Annotated in this window: 13 protein-coding genes; 8 read left to right on the forward strand and 5 right to left on the reverse strand. The window is 73.2% G+C overall.

Going from position 1 to position 15719, the window contains the following annotated elements:
• Positions 1 to 60 precede the first annotated feature (60 nt).
• The 3 genes from E6U81_RS04205 to E6U81_RS04215 all read right to left on the reverse strand — a co-directional run bounded on the left by E6U81_RS04205 (position 61) and on the right by E6U81_RS04215 (position 4241).
• Positions 61 to 1467 (reverse strand): MFS transporter, encoded by a 1407-nt coding sequence (locus E6U81_RS04205; RefSeq protein WP_136228699.1) that lies wholly within the window; start codon positions 1465 to 1467, stop codon positions 61 to 63.
• A complete protein-coding gene (locus E6U81_RS04210) occupies positions 1460 to 3313 on the reverse strand; it encodes a glycoside hydrolase family 15 protein (RefSeq protein ID WP_136228700.1) in 1854 nt (617 codons plus the stop codon). Before E6U81_RS04210 ends, E6U81_RS04205 begins: the two co-directional genes overlap by 8 nt.
• 208 nt (positions 3314 to 3521) lie before the next feature.
• On the reverse strand, positions 3522 to 4241 hold the full coding sequence (locus E6U81_RS04215) for a helix-turn-helix domain-containing protein (RefSeq protein WP_136228701.1): 720 nt from the start codon (positions 4239 to 4241) through the stop codon (positions 3522 to 3524).
• A 128-nt stretch (positions 4242 to 4369) separates the two neighbouring features.
• Here E6U81_RS04215 and E6U81_RS04220 point away from each other — a divergent pair, with 128 nt between their 5' ends.
• The 7 genes from E6U81_RS04220 (at position 4370) to E6U81_RS04250 (ending at position 12485) form a co-directional block, all read left to right on the forward strand.
• A complete protein-coding gene (locus E6U81_RS04220) occupies positions 4370 to 6052 on the forward strand; it encodes an amidohydrolase (RefSeq protein ID WP_136228702.1) in 1683 nt (560 codons plus the stop codon).
• A gap of 91 nt (positions 6053 to 6143) precedes the next feature.
• On the forward strand, positions 6144 to 7820 hold the full coding sequence (locus E6U81_RS04225; protein WP_240803620.1) for an ABC transporter substrate-binding protein: 1677 nt from the start codon (positions 6144 to 6146) through the stop codon (positions 7818 to 7820).
• Positions 7817 to 8785, forward strand: a complete 969-nt coding sequence (locus E6U81_RS04230) for an ABC transporter permease (RefSeq protein WP_168714547.1) — start codon at positions 7817 to 7819, stop codon at positions 8783 to 8785. Before E6U81_RS04225 ends, E6U81_RS04230 begins: the two co-directional genes overlap by 4 nt.
• On the forward strand, positions 8782 to 9654 hold the full coding sequence (locus tag E6U81_RS04235; protein ID WP_136228704.1) for an ABC transporter permease: 873 nt from the start codon (positions 8782 to 8784) through the stop codon (positions 9652 to 9654). Before E6U81_RS04230 ends, E6U81_RS04235 begins: the two co-directional genes overlap by 4 nt.
• Positions 9654 to 10673 (forward strand): ABC transporter ATP-binding protein, encoded by a 1020-nt coding sequence (locus E6U81_RS04240; protein WP_136228705.1) that lies wholly within the window; start codon positions 9654 to 9656, stop codon positions 10671 to 10673. The genes E6U81_RS04235 and E6U81_RS04240 overlap by 1 nt, the downstream gene beginning before the upstream one ends.
• A complete protein-coding gene (locus E6U81_RS04245; protein ID WP_136228706.1) occupies positions 10670 to 11518 on the forward strand; it encodes an ATP-binding cassette domain-containing protein in 849 nt (282 codons plus the stop codon). Before E6U81_RS04240 ends, E6U81_RS04245 begins: the two co-directional genes overlap by 4 nt.
• A 163-nt stretch (positions 11519 to 11681) precedes the next feature.
• The gene (locus E6U81_RS04250; RefSeq protein WP_136228707.1) at positions 11682 to 12485 is read left to right on the forward strand and encodes a class I SAM-dependent methyltransferase; all 804 of its coding nucleotides are present in this window, start codon (positions 11682 to 11684) and stop codon (positions 12483 to 12485) included.
• 27 nt (positions 12486 to 12512) lie between these two features.
• Here E6U81_RS04250 and E6U81_RS04255 read toward each other — a convergent pair whose 3' ends face one another.
• A complete protein-coding gene (locus tag E6U81_RS04255; RefSeq protein ID WP_136228708.1) occupies positions 12513 to 13502 on the reverse strand; it encodes an NAD-dependent epimerase/dehydratase family protein in 990 nt (329 codons plus the stop codon).
• Between the two features lie 90 nt (positions 13503 to 13592).
• Positions 13593 to 14099: a GNAT family N-acetyltransferase gene (locus tag E6U81_RS04260; RefSeq protein WP_136228709.1), complete on the reverse strand. Its 507-nt coding sequence runs from the start codon at positions 14097 to 14099 to the stop codon at positions 13593 to 13595.
• A gap of 167 nt (positions 14100 to 14266) precedes the next feature.
• Between E6U81_RS04260 and E6U81_RS04265 the strand changes: the two genes are divergently transcribed.
• A complete protein-coding gene (locus E6U81_RS04265; protein WP_240803621.1) occupies positions 14267 to 15709 on the forward strand; it encodes an Ig-like domain-containing protein in 1443 nt (480 codons plus the stop codon).
• Positions 15710 to 15719: the final 10 nt, after the last annotated feature.

The raw sequence follows: 15719 nt of genomic DNA on the forward strand, positions 1-15719 counted from the left end.
GCACCGGGCCGGGCAGGCACGCGCGCACCGCGTGCCCGGCCCGGGCCCGGTCCGGAAGGATCAGGAAGCGACGGACCGGGACCGGGACCGGGCCCGGCCCCGGGGGAGGAGGGCCGCGGCGGCGAGACCGGCGAGTCCCAGGACCGCCAGGGTGGCCATGGCGGCGCCGTAGGCGTGGGTGCTGAGACCGGCGACGAGGATGGTGCCGGCGACCGCCGTGCCGAGGGAGGAGCCAAGGTTCGACACGCTGCGCGACAGGCCGGAGATCTCGCCCTGCCGCTCCTCGGGGAAGCTCGACTGCACGATGTTGACCGAGGGGGTCAGCATCACGCCGAGGCCCAGGCCGATCAGCAGCAGTCCGGGTGCGAAGGCCCAGGGGTTCGGGGAGCCGCTCACCATGGCGAGCAGCAGGGAGATACCGGCGATCGTCACGACGAAGCCCGTCATGATGAGGGCGCGCTGCGCGTACCGCTGCGCCAGGCGTTCGGCGGCCAGCGACGTGGCGAGCAGGCCCAGGGTGGCGGCCGTGAAGATCACGCCGGTCCGGATCGCGTCGTAGCCTCGCACGACCTGGAGATAGGCCGCCACGGTGAACGACGTCCCCATGAGCAGCAGCCACTGGATGTTCTGCGTGACCAGACCGAGGTTGGAGGTGCGGTCGCGGAACAGGCTCGTCGACAGGAGCGGCTCCTTCCCCGCCCGCTCCTTGGCGCGTACCCACCGGAAGAACCACAGCAGCACGAGCGCACCGAGGACGAGCAGCCCGGCCATCAGCCAGACGTTGTCGTCGGCGGCCAGGATCCCCATGACGACGAGAATGAGGCCGACGGCCGACAGGACGGCTCCGCCTGTGTCGAAGGGGCGCGTGGGATCCGGTGGCAGCGGGTCTTCGATCCGTCGGCTCAGCAGGATGATCACGGCGATCACCAGGGCCTGGAAGACGAAGGCGGCCCGCCAGCCGATGCCCGAGGTGATGAGTCCCCCGATCAGCGGCCCCGCGGCCGCGCCGACGCCGCCGAGCGCCATGATGGTCCCGAACGCGCGGGCGCGCGAGGAGACTTCGGTGAAGAGCAGCGTCGTGAGGATGTAGACGGGCGGGATGAGCAGCGCCGTGCCGACGCCTTCCAGGATCGAGTTGCCGAGGATGAGGACGCCTAGGCCCGGGGCGGCAGCGCTGAGCAGAGCGCCGACGCCGTAGACCGTGAGACCGGCCAGGAAGCACCGCTTGCGGCCGTACCGGTCGGTGAGTTTGCCTCCCGGGATCATCAGCGCGGCCATCACCAGGAGGAAGATTGTGATGGTGATCTGCACGCCCTGGACGGTCGTGTCCAGGTCCGTGCTGATGTCGTTGATCATCACGTTCATGTTGGAACCGGCGAAGCTGCAGATGAACTGCGCGAGGGCGAGCGGGGCCAGTACGCCGCGCCGTGCGCCCGGCGTCCGGCCCGGAGCGGCGGGCTCAGCCACCGGCGCCGCCGCCTTCCTCCGCCCTGTCCAGCTGCTCGTCCAGGGCGAGGGCCGCCGCGATCAGCGCGAGGTGGGTGAACGCCTGGGGAAAGTTGCCCAGTTGCTCGCCCGACGGGCCGATCTCCTCGGCGAACAGGCCGACGTGGTTGGCGTAGGTGAGCATCTTGTCGAAGGCGTACCGCGCTTCCTGCGGCTTGCCGGCGCGGGCCAGCGCCTCCACGTAGAGGAAGCTGCAGAGGTTGAAGGTGCCCTCCGAGCCGCGCAGTCCGTCGGGGGAGGCCTCCGGGTTGTAGCGGTAGACCAGGCTGTCGCTGACCAGTTCGCGGTCCATGGCCTCAAGGGTGCTGAGCCAGATCGGGTCGGTGGGGGAGAGGAACCCGACCCGGGGCATGAGCAGGAGCGAGGCGTCCAGCACGTCGGTGTCGTAGTGCTGGACGAAGGCCTTCTTGTCCGCGTTCCAGCCGCGCTCGACGATCTGCGCGAAGACGGTGTCGCGGACCTTCGTCCACCGGTCGATGTCGGCGGGCCGGGCGAACGCGGAGGCGAGGCGGATGCCCCGCTCGAAGGCCACCCACGTCATGAGGCGGCTGAAGGTGAAGTTCTGGCGGCCGCCCCGGGTCTCCCAGATGCCCTCGTCGGCACGGTCCCAGTGGTCGGCGAGCCAGTCCAGGACGTTCGCGTACGCCATCCACCCCTTGATCCCGCCCATGTCGCGGGTCTGGGCCAGGGCGTCGGAGGCCTCGCCGTAGATGTCGAGCTGGATCTGGTCGGCGGCCGCGTTGCCGGCGCGCACCGGCTTGGAGCCCGCGTAGCCGTCGAGGTGGTCCAGGATCTCCTCGGTCAGATGGGGTTCGCCGTCGATGCGGTACATGATCTGCAGGGGCTCGCCCGAGGCGGTGCCGCCGGCTGCGAGCCGGTCGAGCAGCCAGCGGCGGAAGGCGGCTGCCTCCTCGACGAACCCGAGGTCGGTCAGGGCCTTGACGGAGAGGGAGGCGTCCCGGACCCAGGCGAAGCGGTAGTCCCAGTTGCGCTCGCCGCCGACCTGTTCGGGCAGTCCCATGGTGAGCGCGGCGATCGGCGCGCCGGTGGGGGCGTAGGTGAGCAGTTTGAGGGTGATAGCCGACCGGTGCACGATGTCGCGCCAGCGGCCGCGGTAGGTGCAGGAGCGCAGCCAGGTGTGCCAGAAGGTGCGGCAGGCCTGCAGTTCGGCGCTGATCCCTTCGGCCGACAGCGGAGGCGGTGCGGGGCCGTCTTCCGCGTCGCTGGTCAGCACCACGGCGGCCACTTCCCCGGCGGCCAGGGTGAAGCGGGAGGTGAGGTCCTCGCCGTCGCGCCGCAGCACGATGGGGCCGGCGGCCGTGGCGACCTGCAGGTGCAGCTGCGTGCCCGGCCCGCGGAAGACGACCGAGGTCCGGTCGAGCTCCTCGAACGTGTGGGGTGCGCGCCCGTAGTCGAACCGCGGGCGGCACTCGAGGTCGAAGTCCAGGCTGCCCCGCACCACGCGTACCACCCGTACCAGCCGGTGTCGCGGTGTCGGCGTGGTGGTGTCCAGCGGAACCATGAAGTCGGCGACCTCGCCGACTCCGCCGGGGCCCATGTACCGGGTGACCAGCACGGCCGTGTCCGCCTGGTAGAGCTGGCGGACCACGGTTCCGGGCTCGTGGGCGAGGTCGGCGGCGAGCCGGCAGTAGCCGCCGCGCTCGCTGTCGAGAAGGGACCCGAAGACGCTGGGGGAGTCGAACCGCGGTGTGCACCACCAGTCGACCGTGCCCTGCGAGGACACGAGCGCGGCGGTCTGGAGGTCGCCGACCATTCCGTGGTCGGCGATGGGCGGGTATGCGTTCACACGTGGCTCCCTCGCTCGGACCGGGATCCGGCACGTGGCCGGGGCGGCGCCTTCCCGGCCCGTGTCCCGGTGCCGCGACAGCCCGGGATCGCCAGGGTCTGCGGCGGCCGGGGCTGCCACCGTGCTTCGTCACCTCCAGCGTGCACCGCGGCCGTGACCACCGCACTCCGGACGGCCGGGGGCCTGAACGCCTGCGGACGGCCGGGGCCTACGCCCCTGCGGACGGCGCCCCCTGCGCGGTACGGAGAGTCTCGACCCGCTTCTCGATCGCGGTGATCAGGGCCTCGACCCTGGCCCGGAAGATCTCATCGTCCGTCACCTCGGCCAGCTGTGTGCTCAGGCGGGTGATGTTCGGGAATCCCCCGGCGTCGACCAGGCGGTACTCGCGGCTCCAGGAGGCCTCGTCGGCCGCCCGGACGTCCGGGTCGAACAGCAGGTAGGCGGCGCGCTGGCCGACGTACGCGAGGAGCGAGTCGCCGACCATGCGGTAGTGCACGGCAGCCTCGGCGCCGTCGAGCCCGGCCTCCATCACGGCGCCCAGGATGAGCTCGACCACCCGGAACTCGTTCGGCCGCCGGGTGGTCCGGCTGGCCATGGTCGACCCGACCACCGGGTACTTCAGCGCGACCTCCAGCGAGCCGTCCGCGAGCGCCCGCAGCCGCCCCTTCCAGCCGAGGCCCTCCGGGATGCTGTCGAGGACCTCGCCCAGCGTGCGGTCGGCGACGGACAGCAGGAGTTCGTCCTTGTCGCGGAAGTGCCGGTAGATCGCCGTCGGGTCGGCGCCGAGCTCCTCGCCGAGGCGGCGGACGGTGAAGGCGTCCTCGCTGCCGCGGGCCGCGATGCGCAGGCTCGCCTCGATGATCGCGTCCGGTGTGAGCTGGCTGCCCGCGCGCTTGGACCGGGCTGGTGTGTCGGATGACTTCGGCATGGTGCGGTCAGTGTATCGATTTGGAACGGAGCGAGCGCAACACCGTTGACAACAATGTTGCGCTCCCGTTCACTCCTCCTCAACAAACAAGCCGTGCGGGTCCGCCCGCCGAGCCGGAGGATGCGTCGATGTCCAAGAACAGGCAGCGGGCCGACACCGTATTCGTGGGCGGAAAGGTGTTCACCGGGACCGGTCCGGCCCCCGTCGACGCCGCCGTCGCCGTGGCCGGCGGGCGGATCCTCGCCGTCGCCGCCGAGAACGAGGTGCGCTCCCTCGCGGACACGGGCACCGAGGTCGTCGACCTGCGCGGCGGACTGCTCGCCCCCGGCTTCCAGGACGCGCACGTCCACCCGGTCGTGGCCGGCGTGCAGATGCTCGGCTGCGACCTGAGCGCGGAGCGCACCATCGACGGCTACCTCGCGGTCGTGGCCGGACACGCCCGGCGGCACCCCGGCGCGGAGTGGATCCGCGGCGGCGGCTGGTCCATGGACGCCTTCCCCGGCGGCACGCCGACGCGAGCCATGCTCGACGCGGTGGTACCCGACCGGCCCGTGATGCTCACCAACCGGGACGGGCACGGAGCCTGGGCCAACACCCGCGCCTTCGAACTGTCCGGCGTCGACCGCACCACCCCGGACCCGGTCGACGGCCGGATCGAGCGCGAGCCGGACGGAACCCCGGCCGGCACCCTCCAGGAGGGGGCCATGGACCTCGTCGCCCGCCACGTGCCCATCGCCACGCCGGACGAGGCGTACGCCGGCCTCCTCGCCGCGCAGGAGCACCTCTTCTCCCTCGGCGTGACCGGCTGGCAGGACGCGATGATCGGCGCGTTCCCCGGCAACCCCGACAACTACGACGTCTACCTGCGCGCCGCCCGCGAGGGCTCGCTGCGCGCACGTGTCGTCGGCGCCCTGTGGTGGGACCGCGAACGCGGCCTGGAACAGATCCCCGAACTGGAGGAACGCCGCCGCGCCGGCCGGGTCGGCCGCTTCGGCGCCACCAGCATCAAGATCATGCAGGACGGCATCGCCGAGAACTTCACGGCCGGCCTGCTGGAGCCCTACCTCGACCGCTGCGGCTGCGCCACGGCCAACTCCGGCCTGAGCTTCATCGACCCCGGACTGCTCAGCGAAGCCGTGACCCGGCTCGACCGCTCCGGCTTCCAGCTCCACTTCCACGCGCTCGGCGACCGCGCCGTGCGCGAGGTGCTCGACGCGCTCGCCGCGGCCCGCACGGCCAACGGGGCCAACGACAACCGCCACCACCTCGCCCACCTGCAACTCGTCCACCCCGACGACATCGGCCGGTTCGCCGCCCTCGGCGCCGCCGCCAACATCCAGGCGCTCTGGGCCGCCCACGAACCGCAGATGGACGAGCTCACCATCCCCTTCCTCGGACCCGAACGGGCCGCCCTCCAGTACCCGTTCGGGGACCTGCGGCGGGCAGGCGCCCGCCTCGTCGCGGGCAGCGACTGGTCAGTCAGCAGCCCCAACCCCCTCTGGGGCGTGCACGTGGCCGTCAACCGCGCCGTCCCCGTCGAGGACCTCGACCCGGCCCGGGCCTGCGGACCCATGCCGCCGTTCTTCCCGGAACAGGCCCTGACCCTCGCGCAGGCGCTGACCGCCTACACCGCGGGCAGCGCCTGGGTGAACCACCTCGACGACGTCACCGGCACCGTCGAGGCGGGCAAGTACGCCGACCTCGTCGTCCTCGACCGCGACCCCTTCGCCCACCCCGCCGCGGAGATCGCCGACACCCGGGTGCTGCGGACCTACCTCGACGGCGAACCCGTCTTCACCGCGAAGGACTGAACACCGCGCACCCACCGGGCAGCCACCGGCCGGCCCGCCACCGGCCGAGCACCACCCACCCCTCCACGCTCATCCCTCAGGGAGCCAGACGATGTCACCAGACACATCGGGAACGCCGCCGCGCCGGCGCCGCGCCATCCGCAACGCCGCGGCGGCCGCCCTCGCCGCCGGCATGCTGCTCGTCACCACCGCCTGCACCGGATCCGGCACCGCCGACCGGGGCCGGGGACCGGCCACAGCCTTCCAGCTCACCGACAAGACCCCCGCCGCCGTCGGCGACGTGGACTCCTTCACCTGGTCGATCTACGCCGAGCCGACCACCCTCGACTACGCGCACGCCTACGACTTCCCGCCCAACCAGATCCTCGCCAACGTCTGCGAGAGCCTGCTGCGCTGGAACCCCGACCTGACGACCTCGCCGAACCTCGCGACCTCGTACACCAACCCCACCCCCACCACCTGGGTCTACCAGATCCGCCCCGGCGTCCGCTTCCACGACGGCACGACGCTCACCGCCGACGACGTCGTGGCCTCCCTGCGCCGCAACCTCGACCCGCAGACGGCGAGCGTCTGGGCCAACCCCTTCCGCAACGTCAAGTCGGTCGACCGCACCGGGCCGCTGGAGGTCACCGTCACCCTGACGCAGCCCGACTCCACCTTCAACAAGTACCTCGCCGCAGGCCCCGGCACCGTGGAGTCCGCCGCCACCCTCGCCAAGTCCGGCAACGACTACGGCAATCCGCAGACCGGAGTGAACTGCACCGGCCCCTTCTCCTTCGGCTCGTGGACCTCCGGCCAGTCGCTCACGCTGGAGCGCTTCGGCGACTACTGGAATCCGGCGCTCAAGGCCAGGGCGGGCCAGGTGAAGTTCGTCTTCCTCGCCGACGCGACCACCCGCGTCAACGCCTTCCGGAGCGGCGAGGTCGACGGCGGCTGGATGGTCCCGGCGGACGCGTACGCCGGACTGCGCGACACCACGGCCGGAAAGCTCTACTTCGGCCGCAACACCACCGTCGCCGAAGAGGTGGTCAGCAACCTCAAGGGCCCGCTGGGCGACGCCCGGGTGCGCCGGGCCCTCCTCATGGCCATCGACCGCGAGGGCATCCTCAAGGCCGGCGTCGGCGGCGTCGGGGAGGTCGCCCACTCCCTCGTTACCGACAACCTCTGGAACGAGGCGCCCGCCGCGACCCGCGAGGCGATCCGGCGCGACCTCCCCCGCTACCCCTACGACCCCGCCAAGGCCAAGGCGCTCGCCGCCGAAGCCGGAGTGAACGGTCAGAAGGTCGTGATCGCGACGAGCCCGCTGGACTCCCAGACGACGATCATCACCCAGGCCGTCGCCCAGGCCGCCACGGCCATCGGCCTCAAGCCCCAGATCGACTCCGTCTCCGCCGAGAAGTACACGACGCTCTTCACCGACCCGGCCGCTCGCGAGGGCATCGACCTCTTCCTGACCTTCTGGAACACCTCCATCACCGACCCGCTCGACATGTACGGGGTCCTGCGGACCGACGCGTTCAGCAACTACGGCGGCTGGTCCGACCCCGCCTTCGACGCCGCCGTCGACCGGGCCGTCGCCAGCTACGACCCCGTCGAACACACCGCCGCCAACGCCGAGGCCCAGCGCATCGCCCTGCGCGAACTGCCCTGGCTGCCCCTCTACACCCAGCCCGTGAGCGTCTTCCTCGGCAAGCGGATCACCGGCGTCCAGCCCTCCATCGCCTACCTGTACTACCCGTGGGCCGCCGAGATCGGCGCGAGCGGATGACGGCCGTCGCGGCACGGGCCGCACGCGTCCTGCGCAGACTGGCCGGCATGGCGGCGACCCTGCTCGTCACCTCCTTCCTCGTCTTCTCCTCGCTGTTCCTGGCGCCCGGCGACCCCGCGTCCTTCCTGGTGAAGGGGCGCAGCGCCGGCCCCGGGGAACTCGCCGAGATCCGCCGCCAGTACGGCTTCGACGAGCCGTTCCTCGTCCGGTACTGGCACTGGCTGGAGGGCGTCCTGCAGGGCGACCTGGGCCGCTCGTACCTCCTGCACCAGGACGTCGCCCAGGTCATCTGGTCGCGGCTGCCCGCGTCCCTGCTGCTGATCGGCGTGTCGGCCCTGATGATCGGGGTCTTCGGGATCGGCGCCGGCATCGTCGGCGCCCTGCGCCGCGGATCGCGCACCGACCGCTCCCTGATGCTGCTGGTGACGGTGGGGGCCGCCGCGCCCGCCTTCGTCGCGGCCCTCCTGCTCCGATCGGTACTGGGCGTGCAGCTCGGCTGGTTCCCGACCATCGGCAACGGCACCGGCCTCCTCGACCGGCTCCACCACGTGGTCCTCCCGGCCGCCGCCCTGTCCGTGACCTTCGTGGCGCTGGTGACCCGGGTGACCCGCTCCGCGATGCTCGACGAACTGCGGCGCGAGCACGTCGAGGTCGCCCTGAGCCGCGGTACTCCCCGCCGGACCGTCATCCGGCGCCACGTCCTGCGCAACGCGCTGGGCCCGATCGTGACCGTCTCCGCCCTCCTCGTGTCCGGCATGCTCGTCAGCACGGCGATCGTCGAGACCGCCTTCGGGATGTCCGGAGTGGGCTCCCTGCTCGTCCAGTCGGTGGACCAGCTCGACTTCCAGGTCGTCCAGGCGATCGTGCTGCTGGTCGTGGCCGCCTTCGTCGTGGTCAACGCCCTCGTGGACCTGGTGCAGCCGCTGATCGATCCGCGCACGGCGGCTGCGGGGAGTGCACGATGAGCGCACACCCCGCACCGGCGGCCGGGGCCGCCCGCCGCCCCCTGGCCCGGCTGCGCGTCCTCGGCGGCGGCCCCCTCCGGCGGGCCTGCCTGGCACTCCTGGCCCTCTTCGTCCTGGTGGCACTGCTGGCGCCGTGGCTCACCCCCCACGACCCGACGTTCGGCAGGCTCGGCGACACCCTCCTGGGCCCGGGCCCCGACCACTGGCTGGGCACCGACCAAGGCGGCCGCGACACCCTCTCGGCCCTGATCGCCGGCACCCGCACCAGCCTCGCCGGACCCCTCGCCGTCGTGGTCTTCTCCACCGTCCTGGGCATCGCCGTCGGCCTGTTCACCGCCTGGCGCGGCGGATGGATCGACGCCGTGACCGGCCGGGTCCTCGACATCGTGTTCGCGTTCCCCGCGCTGCTGCTCGCCATCCTCGCGGTGGCCCTCTTCGGCAAGGGGATGACCGCGCCCGTCATCGCCATGGCCCTCGCCTACATGCCGTACACCGCGCGCCTGGTGCGCAGCCTGGCGGTGCAGGAGAAGGCCCGGCCCTACATCGCCGCCTACCGGGTCCAGGGGCACTCCGCCCTGTTCGTGACGGTCCGCAGGATGCTCCCCAACATCGCCCCGACCCTGCTCGCCCAGTCGACGGTGAACTTCGGATACGCCCTGCTCGACCTCGCCGCCCTCTCCTTCCTCGGACTCGGCGTCCAGCCGCCGACCCCCGACTGGGGCGCCATGATCAACCAAGGTCAGGCCGCCGTCCTCCAGGGACAGCCGCTGTCCGCGATCGCCCCGGCCGTGGCGGTCGTCCTGGTGGTCGTCGCCTTCAACGTCGTCGGGGAGAGCCTCGGCGACCGGCTCGCCGGGAGGGACTCCTGATGCCGCTGCTCGAATACGACGCGCTCAGCGTCACCCTGCCCGCCACGGCCCGGCCGATCCTCGACGGCATCGACCTGCACGTCGGCGCCGGCGAGGTCGTCGCCCTCGTCGGCGAGTCCGGCTCCGGCAAGTCGGTGACCGCCCGTGCCGCCCTCGGCCTGTTCCCGTCCGGCGCCGGCATCACGGGCCGGGTGAGCGTCGCAGGCACCGACCTCGTCGGAGCCGACGCCGCGAGCCTGCGCGACGTACGCACCGCCAAGGCCGCGATGGTCTACCAGGATCCCCGCGCCGCCATCAACCCCGTGCGCCGCGTGGGGGACTTCCTCACCGAGCCGCTGCGCCTGGCCCACGGCTGGTCCAGGACCCGGGCCGCCGTCCGGGCGGCCGAACTGCTCGACGCCGTCGGCCTGCCCGACCCCGCCCGGCACCTGAACCAGTACCCGCACGAGCTGTCCGGCGGCATGCTGCAGCGCGTGGTGATCGCCGCCGCCCTCACCACCGAACCACGGCTCCTGCTCTGCGACGAACCCACCACCGCCCTCGACGTCAGCACGCAGGCCGAGATCCTCGCCGTCCTGGGCCGGCTCCAGCGCGAACGCGGCCTCGGCCTGCTCCTGATCACCCACGACATCGAGCTCGCGGCCGCCGTCAGCGACCGGATCTACGTGATGTACGCGGGCAGGATCGTCGAGTCGGGGCCCGTCGGAGAGCTCTTCGCCGCACCCCGCCACCCGTACACCGCCGGCCTGCTCGGCTCCTCCCCGCCCCTGCACGGCCCGCTCGCCCGCCTCACCCCCATCCCCGGTGCCCCCATGGGCCTGCTGGAGTCCGCCCCCGGCTGCGCCTTCGCCCCCCGCTGCCGGTCCGCCGAGCCGGGCCGCTGCGACCGGTCCGCGCCCCGGCCGGAGCGGCACGGGCCGGCCGAGGTGGCCTGCCACCGCACCGCCGAACTGCCCCCGCACCGCGTGGAGTCGCCGCCCGCGGCGGCCTCCCTCGCGTCCCGCAAGGAGGACCGTTGACCACCGACCCCGTTCCCCCGCTCCTGGAGGTCAGCGGCCTGCGGAAGACCTACCGCACGGGCGGCACCGAGGTCGTCGCCGTCGACGACCTCTCCTTCACCCTCCGGCCCGGCGGCGCCCTCGGCATCGTCGGCGAATCCGGATCCGGGAAGACCACCACCGCCCGGATGCTCATCGGCCTCGAACGCCCCGACGCGGGCCGGATCCTCGTACAGGGCCGGCCGGCGGCCGACTCCGTCCGCGGGAAGGCGGCTCGGCTGGCCCGGGCCAAGGCCGTCCAGATCGTCTTCCAGGACCCCTACCTCTCACTCGACGCCCGGATGGGCATCGGCGCGACCATCGACGGCGTACTGAGGCTCCACGGCTCCCGCGACCGGGCCGCCCGGGCGGCCCGGGTCCGGGAGCTGCTGTCCCAAGTGGGCCTCGGCGACCGGGAGGCGGCCGCCCTGCCCCGCCACCTCTCGGGCGGGCAGCGCCAGCGCGCCGCGATCGCCCGGGCGCTCGCGGTCGAACCCGCCGTCCTCGTGCTCGACGAGGCGGTGTCCGCCCTGGACGTGTCCGTCCAGGCACAGGTCCTCAACCTGCTGTCGGACATCCGGCGCGACACCGGCATCGGGCTGGTCTTCGTCAGCCACGACCTGGCGGTGGTCCGCTACGTCTGCGACGAGGCCCTCGTCATGTACCGGGGCCGGACGATGGAACACCGCCCGGTCGCCGAACTCCTCGCCGCGCCCCGCGACCCGTACACCCGGCTGCTGCTGGCGTCGGTGCCCCGTCCGGGCTGGGACCCCGACTCCATCGGCTCGCGCCGGCGGGCCCTCGACCCGAAGCGCCTTCCGGCGTAGGCCGGGAAACGCCGGGCGAACACCGCCGGAACGCCGGATGACGGGAGAATGGCGTCCCGGGGGCCTCGCAGACATCCGTTCGGGGGATTCGGGGCGCCTGGCGCACGCGGAAGCCGGCCGCGTGCTCCACGATCGGCGGGTGCAACCCCGGAAGGAGGACCCCATGAGCACCCCGTTCGCGTCCGCCGCTCCCTACTACGCCCGCTACCGGCCCCCGTACCCGAGGGAGTTCCACACCCTGCTCGCGGACCGCTTCGCGTTCGACGGCTCCCAGACGGTACTGGACCTCGGCGCCGGCCCCGGCACGCTCGGCCTGCCCCTGGCCCCCCTGGCCGACCACGTGTACGCCGTCGACCCGGAGCCGGCGATGCTCGCCGAAGGGGCACGGCTCGCCGAGGAACGCGGCGTCACGAACATCTCGTGGCTGCGCGGCGACGACGCCTGCGTCACCCGGCTGTGCCTGCCCCGGATCGATCTGTGCGTCATCGGCAGGGCCTTCCGCCGGATGGACCGCGAGCGGGTCCTCGCCGACCTCGACGAGGTGCTCGCTCCCCGGGGCGGGGTCGCCGTCGTCGAGTCGCTGTACCGGCCCGGCGACCCGCGGCCGGCCTGGCTGACCGTGGTCGAGGAGGTACGCGAACGCTTCCTCGGACCCGGTCGGCCCGGCCAGCCCGGCCAGCCCGGGCAGTCAGGCCGGGACGACTGGGACGATCTGGTCGACCGGCTGGCGAAGTCGCCGCTCTCCCGCGTCGAGACCCACCAGTGGGACCAGCCCGTCCGCCACACCGTGGACCAGGTGATCGGCCTCCAGCTCTCCTTCTCCTCGTCGGGCCCGGACCGGCTGGGCGACCGCATGGCCGCCTTCGAGACGGAGCTGCGCCGGGCCCTGCTCGACCACGACCCCGGCGGCACCTACGCCCGGACCCTCCGCATCGGGGCCGCCGTCGCCACCAGGCCCCGGCGCTGAACCCGGCCGGGCCGCGACGCGGCCGCCCTAGCGACCGAGCGCGGCGAGGAGTTCGCGTTCGCGGCCGGAGCTCAGGCCGGCCCGGCGGGTGCGGTCCAGGCCCTGGGCGCGCTCCCACTCCAGGAGGTCCGCGATCATCTCCGCCCGCGGCCGGTGCCGCAGCCCGGCCGCGCGCGCCGCGGCTCCGCTGCGGGCGCAGAAGCCCGCCCACTGCGGGTCCGGCATCCACATGGCCAGCGACTCCGGCCCCATGAACGGTGCGACCTCCCGGTCCAGCAGCCACTGCGGGTCCGCCTCCGCGACGTCCCCGCTGTGACCGCCCACGCGGCGCGACAGGTCGACCCACTCGTCGAACGGCACGACGGGCCCCACGGCGTCGAAGGTCCCGACCGTGCCCTCCTGCGACAGGTCCAGCAACCAGCCCGCGAGATCGCGCACGTCCACCACCTGCGTCGGCAGGCCGGGGGAGCGCGGTACGAGCATGGGCCGGTCCACCGCGCGGGCGGCGCGGGCCACCCAGTACCCGGAGCGCCCGGTGTGGTCGCCCGGGCCGCCGATCAGGCCGGCCCTGGCGACGACGAGACGGTCGCCGACCGCCGCGCGCACCGCGGCCTCGCAGGCGACCTTGGCCTCCCCGTACTCCTCCCGCCCCGCGTACTGCTGCCCGGTGGGCGCCAGGAGCGCCGCCGACTCGTCGGCACCGACCGCGCCGTGGTCGGCGTAGGCGCTGACGGACGAGACGTACGTCCAGTGCCGGGTCCGCTCGGCCAGCGCCACGAGCGCGTCGCGCACGAACGCCGGCTGCCACGACACCTCCAGCACGGCGTCCCAGTCGCGGTCCACCAGTTCGGCGTAGGCGGACCGGTCCTTGCGGTCCGCCGTCACCAGCCGTGCCCCGGGGGCGACTTCGCCGCTCTCACCGCGCGCCAGGCACGTCACGTCGTGCCCGCGCCCCACCGCCTGCCGCGTGATCTCACGGCCCAGCCACGCGGTCCCGCCCAGTATCAGAAGATCCATCCGCCCACCCCAGCACACCGTCGGTCCGACCGCGACCCCGGTTCGCGGTCGGCGAAGCACCGGGTCCGGGGTCCGGGGTCCGCCCCGGTCTCACAGGTCGCGCCGCATGCACACGCGGGGCCACCGGTCCAGGCCGTGTGCCGCCTCGCGCGCGCGGATCTCCCACAGGCCGGGAGTGAGCGCGCCCTCGCCGAGGGCGCGGAATCCGCAGCGGACGTAGTACGGGGCGTTCCACGGGACCTCGGTGAAGGTGGTGAGCGTCAGCGCGGGCACGCCCCCGCCCACCGCGAACCCCGCCAGGTGATCCAGCAGGGCGCGGCCGATGCCCCGGCGGGCCTGGTCCGGGTGCACGGACACCTGCTCGACGTGGAGGTTGCCGTCCACGTGTTCGGCGATCAGATAGGCGACCGGGGCGTCGGCCCCGTCCACCGCCACCCAGGCGAGCCCCGCCTCCCGGTAGAAGGCCAGCTCGCCGACCGCCGGCGGCTCGTCGTCGGCGATCTCCGGCATGCCGATGTCCCGGAAACAGCGCCCGGCGGCCCTCTCGATGTCCTGGAGAGCGGTCAGTTCCTCCGGACGTACCACGCGTACAGGCATGCGGTCATTGTCCGTACGGAGCCGCCCGGAGGCACGCGGGTTTCCGCGGTCCCGTCCGGCCGGGTCGGTGGGGTGTGTGCTCCGTACGAGTTCACTTCCGGTGCCCGTTCGGCCCCAGGACCGAGCGCATGATCATCAGGTTGGCTCTCCATCGGTTTGATACGGCTATGCCACGAAAGCGACGGACACAACCGACCAAGGCGTGGGGCGCGGTGGCTGCGGTGACGGGGGCCATGCTGGTCGTCGCCGCAGCGCCCGGCAGGGCGCCCGATGCGGACACCGCGGACGCGAAGCCGGCGGGCCGCCCGCGGGAAGCGGCGGTCACCCTGCTGGTGGGGAGAGTGCTGGAGGGAGCCCACGGGGCCGGCGAAGGGCGGTGCGCGGCCCGGGTGTTGCGGCGCGGGCTGTGCGACGGCTGGCAGGAGCAGCGCGTACGGGCCACCTCGCGCGGGAGGGGATCCGTCCTGGAGGAGCCCGCTGTCGCCGACGCCGCCTGGGCGGAGGTGCTGCCCACCGACGCCGGCGGCCCCCTGGAGATCACGCTCACCGAACCGGGCCGCATCACGGACGTGACCGTGCACGACGGGCACGGCCGCCACCTGTCCGGTGAACTCGGCCCGCACGGCGACCGCTGGCTGAACACCGAGTCGCTGCGCGCGGGGGAGACGTACACCGTGCAGGTCGGCGCGCAGGACGCGGCCGGCAGCCCGGTCGGTGTGACCATGGCCTTCCGGACGGCGCCACCCGCGGACGGGGGCCGGCTGACCGTCGAGTTCGGGCCGGGCCCCGGCACGTACGGAGCCGGGGAGATCGTGACGGCCGCCCTCAGCAGGCCCGTCCCCGCCGGCGACCCCGTGGCGCGGGCCCGGCTGGAGCAGGCGCTGGAGGTGACCTCGGAGCCGCACGTGGAGGGCGCCTGGCACTGGGTGGACGAGTCGACCCTGCACTTCCGGCCCCGTACGTACTGGCCCGCGCACACGGTGGTCCGTGTGCGCAGCGGACTCGACGGGGTCGAGGTCGGGGACCACGCCTACGGCGGCCCCTCCGAGGACCTGCAGTTCACCATCGGGGACCGGATCGAGGCCGTCACCGACTCCGCCACCCACCGGATGACCGTGCGCCGCAACGGACGCGTCATCAGGACGATCCCCGTCACCACCGGCAAGGAGGGGTTCAGGACCCGCAGCGGCATCAAGGTCGTCCTGCGCAAGGAGTCCAAGGTCCGCATGCGCGGCGACACCGTCGGCATCAAGCGCGGCACCAAGGAGTTCTACGACCTGCCCGTCTCCTACGCGACACGGGTCACCTGGAGCGGCGAGTACATCCACGCCGCGCCCTGGTCGGTCGAGGCGCAGGGCGAGGAGAACGTCAGCCACGGCTGCACGGGCATGAGCACCGAGAATGCCGCATGGTTCTTCGAGACGGTCCGCGAGGGCGACATCGTGGAGGTGGTCAACAGCGGCGGAGAGAAGATGGCCCCCTTCGACAACGGCTTCGGCGACTGGAACGTGGACTGGCGCAGCTGGCTGGCCGGCAGCGCACTCGCCAACGTGGACGCGGCCCCGCCCGCTTCACCGCCCTCCCCGTCCCGCCTGCACCCCACCACCTGACCGGGGCGCC

It is taken from the genome of Streptomyces sp. A0592, assembly GCF_004795115.1.
In the GTDB taxonomy this organism is placed as follows: Bacteria; Actinomycetota; Actinomycetes; order Streptomycetales; family Streptomycetaceae; genus Streptomyces; species Streptomyces erythrochromogenes.

Coding starts and splice junctions, on each gene's coding strand:
- E6U81_RS04215 (WP_136228701.1), bottom strand. CDS start 4,241: ATGCCGAAGTCATCCGACACACCAGCCCGGTCCAAGCGCGCGGGCAGC.
- E6U81_RS04220 (WP_136228702.1), top strand. CDS start 4,370: ATGTCCAAGAACAGGCAGCGGGCCGACACCGTATTCGTGGGCGGAAAG.
- E6U81_RS04225 (WP_240803620.1), top strand. CDS start 6,144: ATGTCACCAGACACATCGGGAACGCCGCCGCGCCGGCGCCGCGCCATC.
- E6U81_RS04230 (WP_168714547.1), top strand. CDS start 7,817: ATGACGGCCGTCGCGGCACGGGCCGCACGCGTCCTGCGCAGACTGGCC.
- E6U81_RS04235 (WP_136228704.1), top strand. CDS start 8,782: ATGAGCGCACACCCCGCACCGGCGGCCGGGGCCGCCCGCCGCCCCCTG.
- E6U81_RS04240 (WP_136228705.1), top strand. CDS start 9,654: ATGCCGCTGCTCGAATACGACGCGCTCAGCGTCACCCTGCCCGCCACG.
- E6U81_RS04250 (WP_136228707.1), top strand. CDS start 11,682: ATGAGCACCCCGTTCGCGTCCGCCGCTCCCTACTACGCCCGCTACCGG.
- E6U81_RS04255 (WP_136228708.1), bottom strand. CDS start 13,502: ATGGATCTTCTGATACTGGGCGGGACCGCGTGGCTGGGCCGTGAGATC.
- E6U81_RS04260 (WP_136228709.1), bottom strand. CDS start 14,099: ATGCCTGTACGCGTGGTACGTCCGGAGGAACTGACCGCTCTCCAGGAC.
- E6U81_RS04265 (WP_240803621.1), top strand. CDS start 14,267: ATGCCACGAAAGCGACGGACACAACCGACCAAGGCGTGGGGCGCGGTG.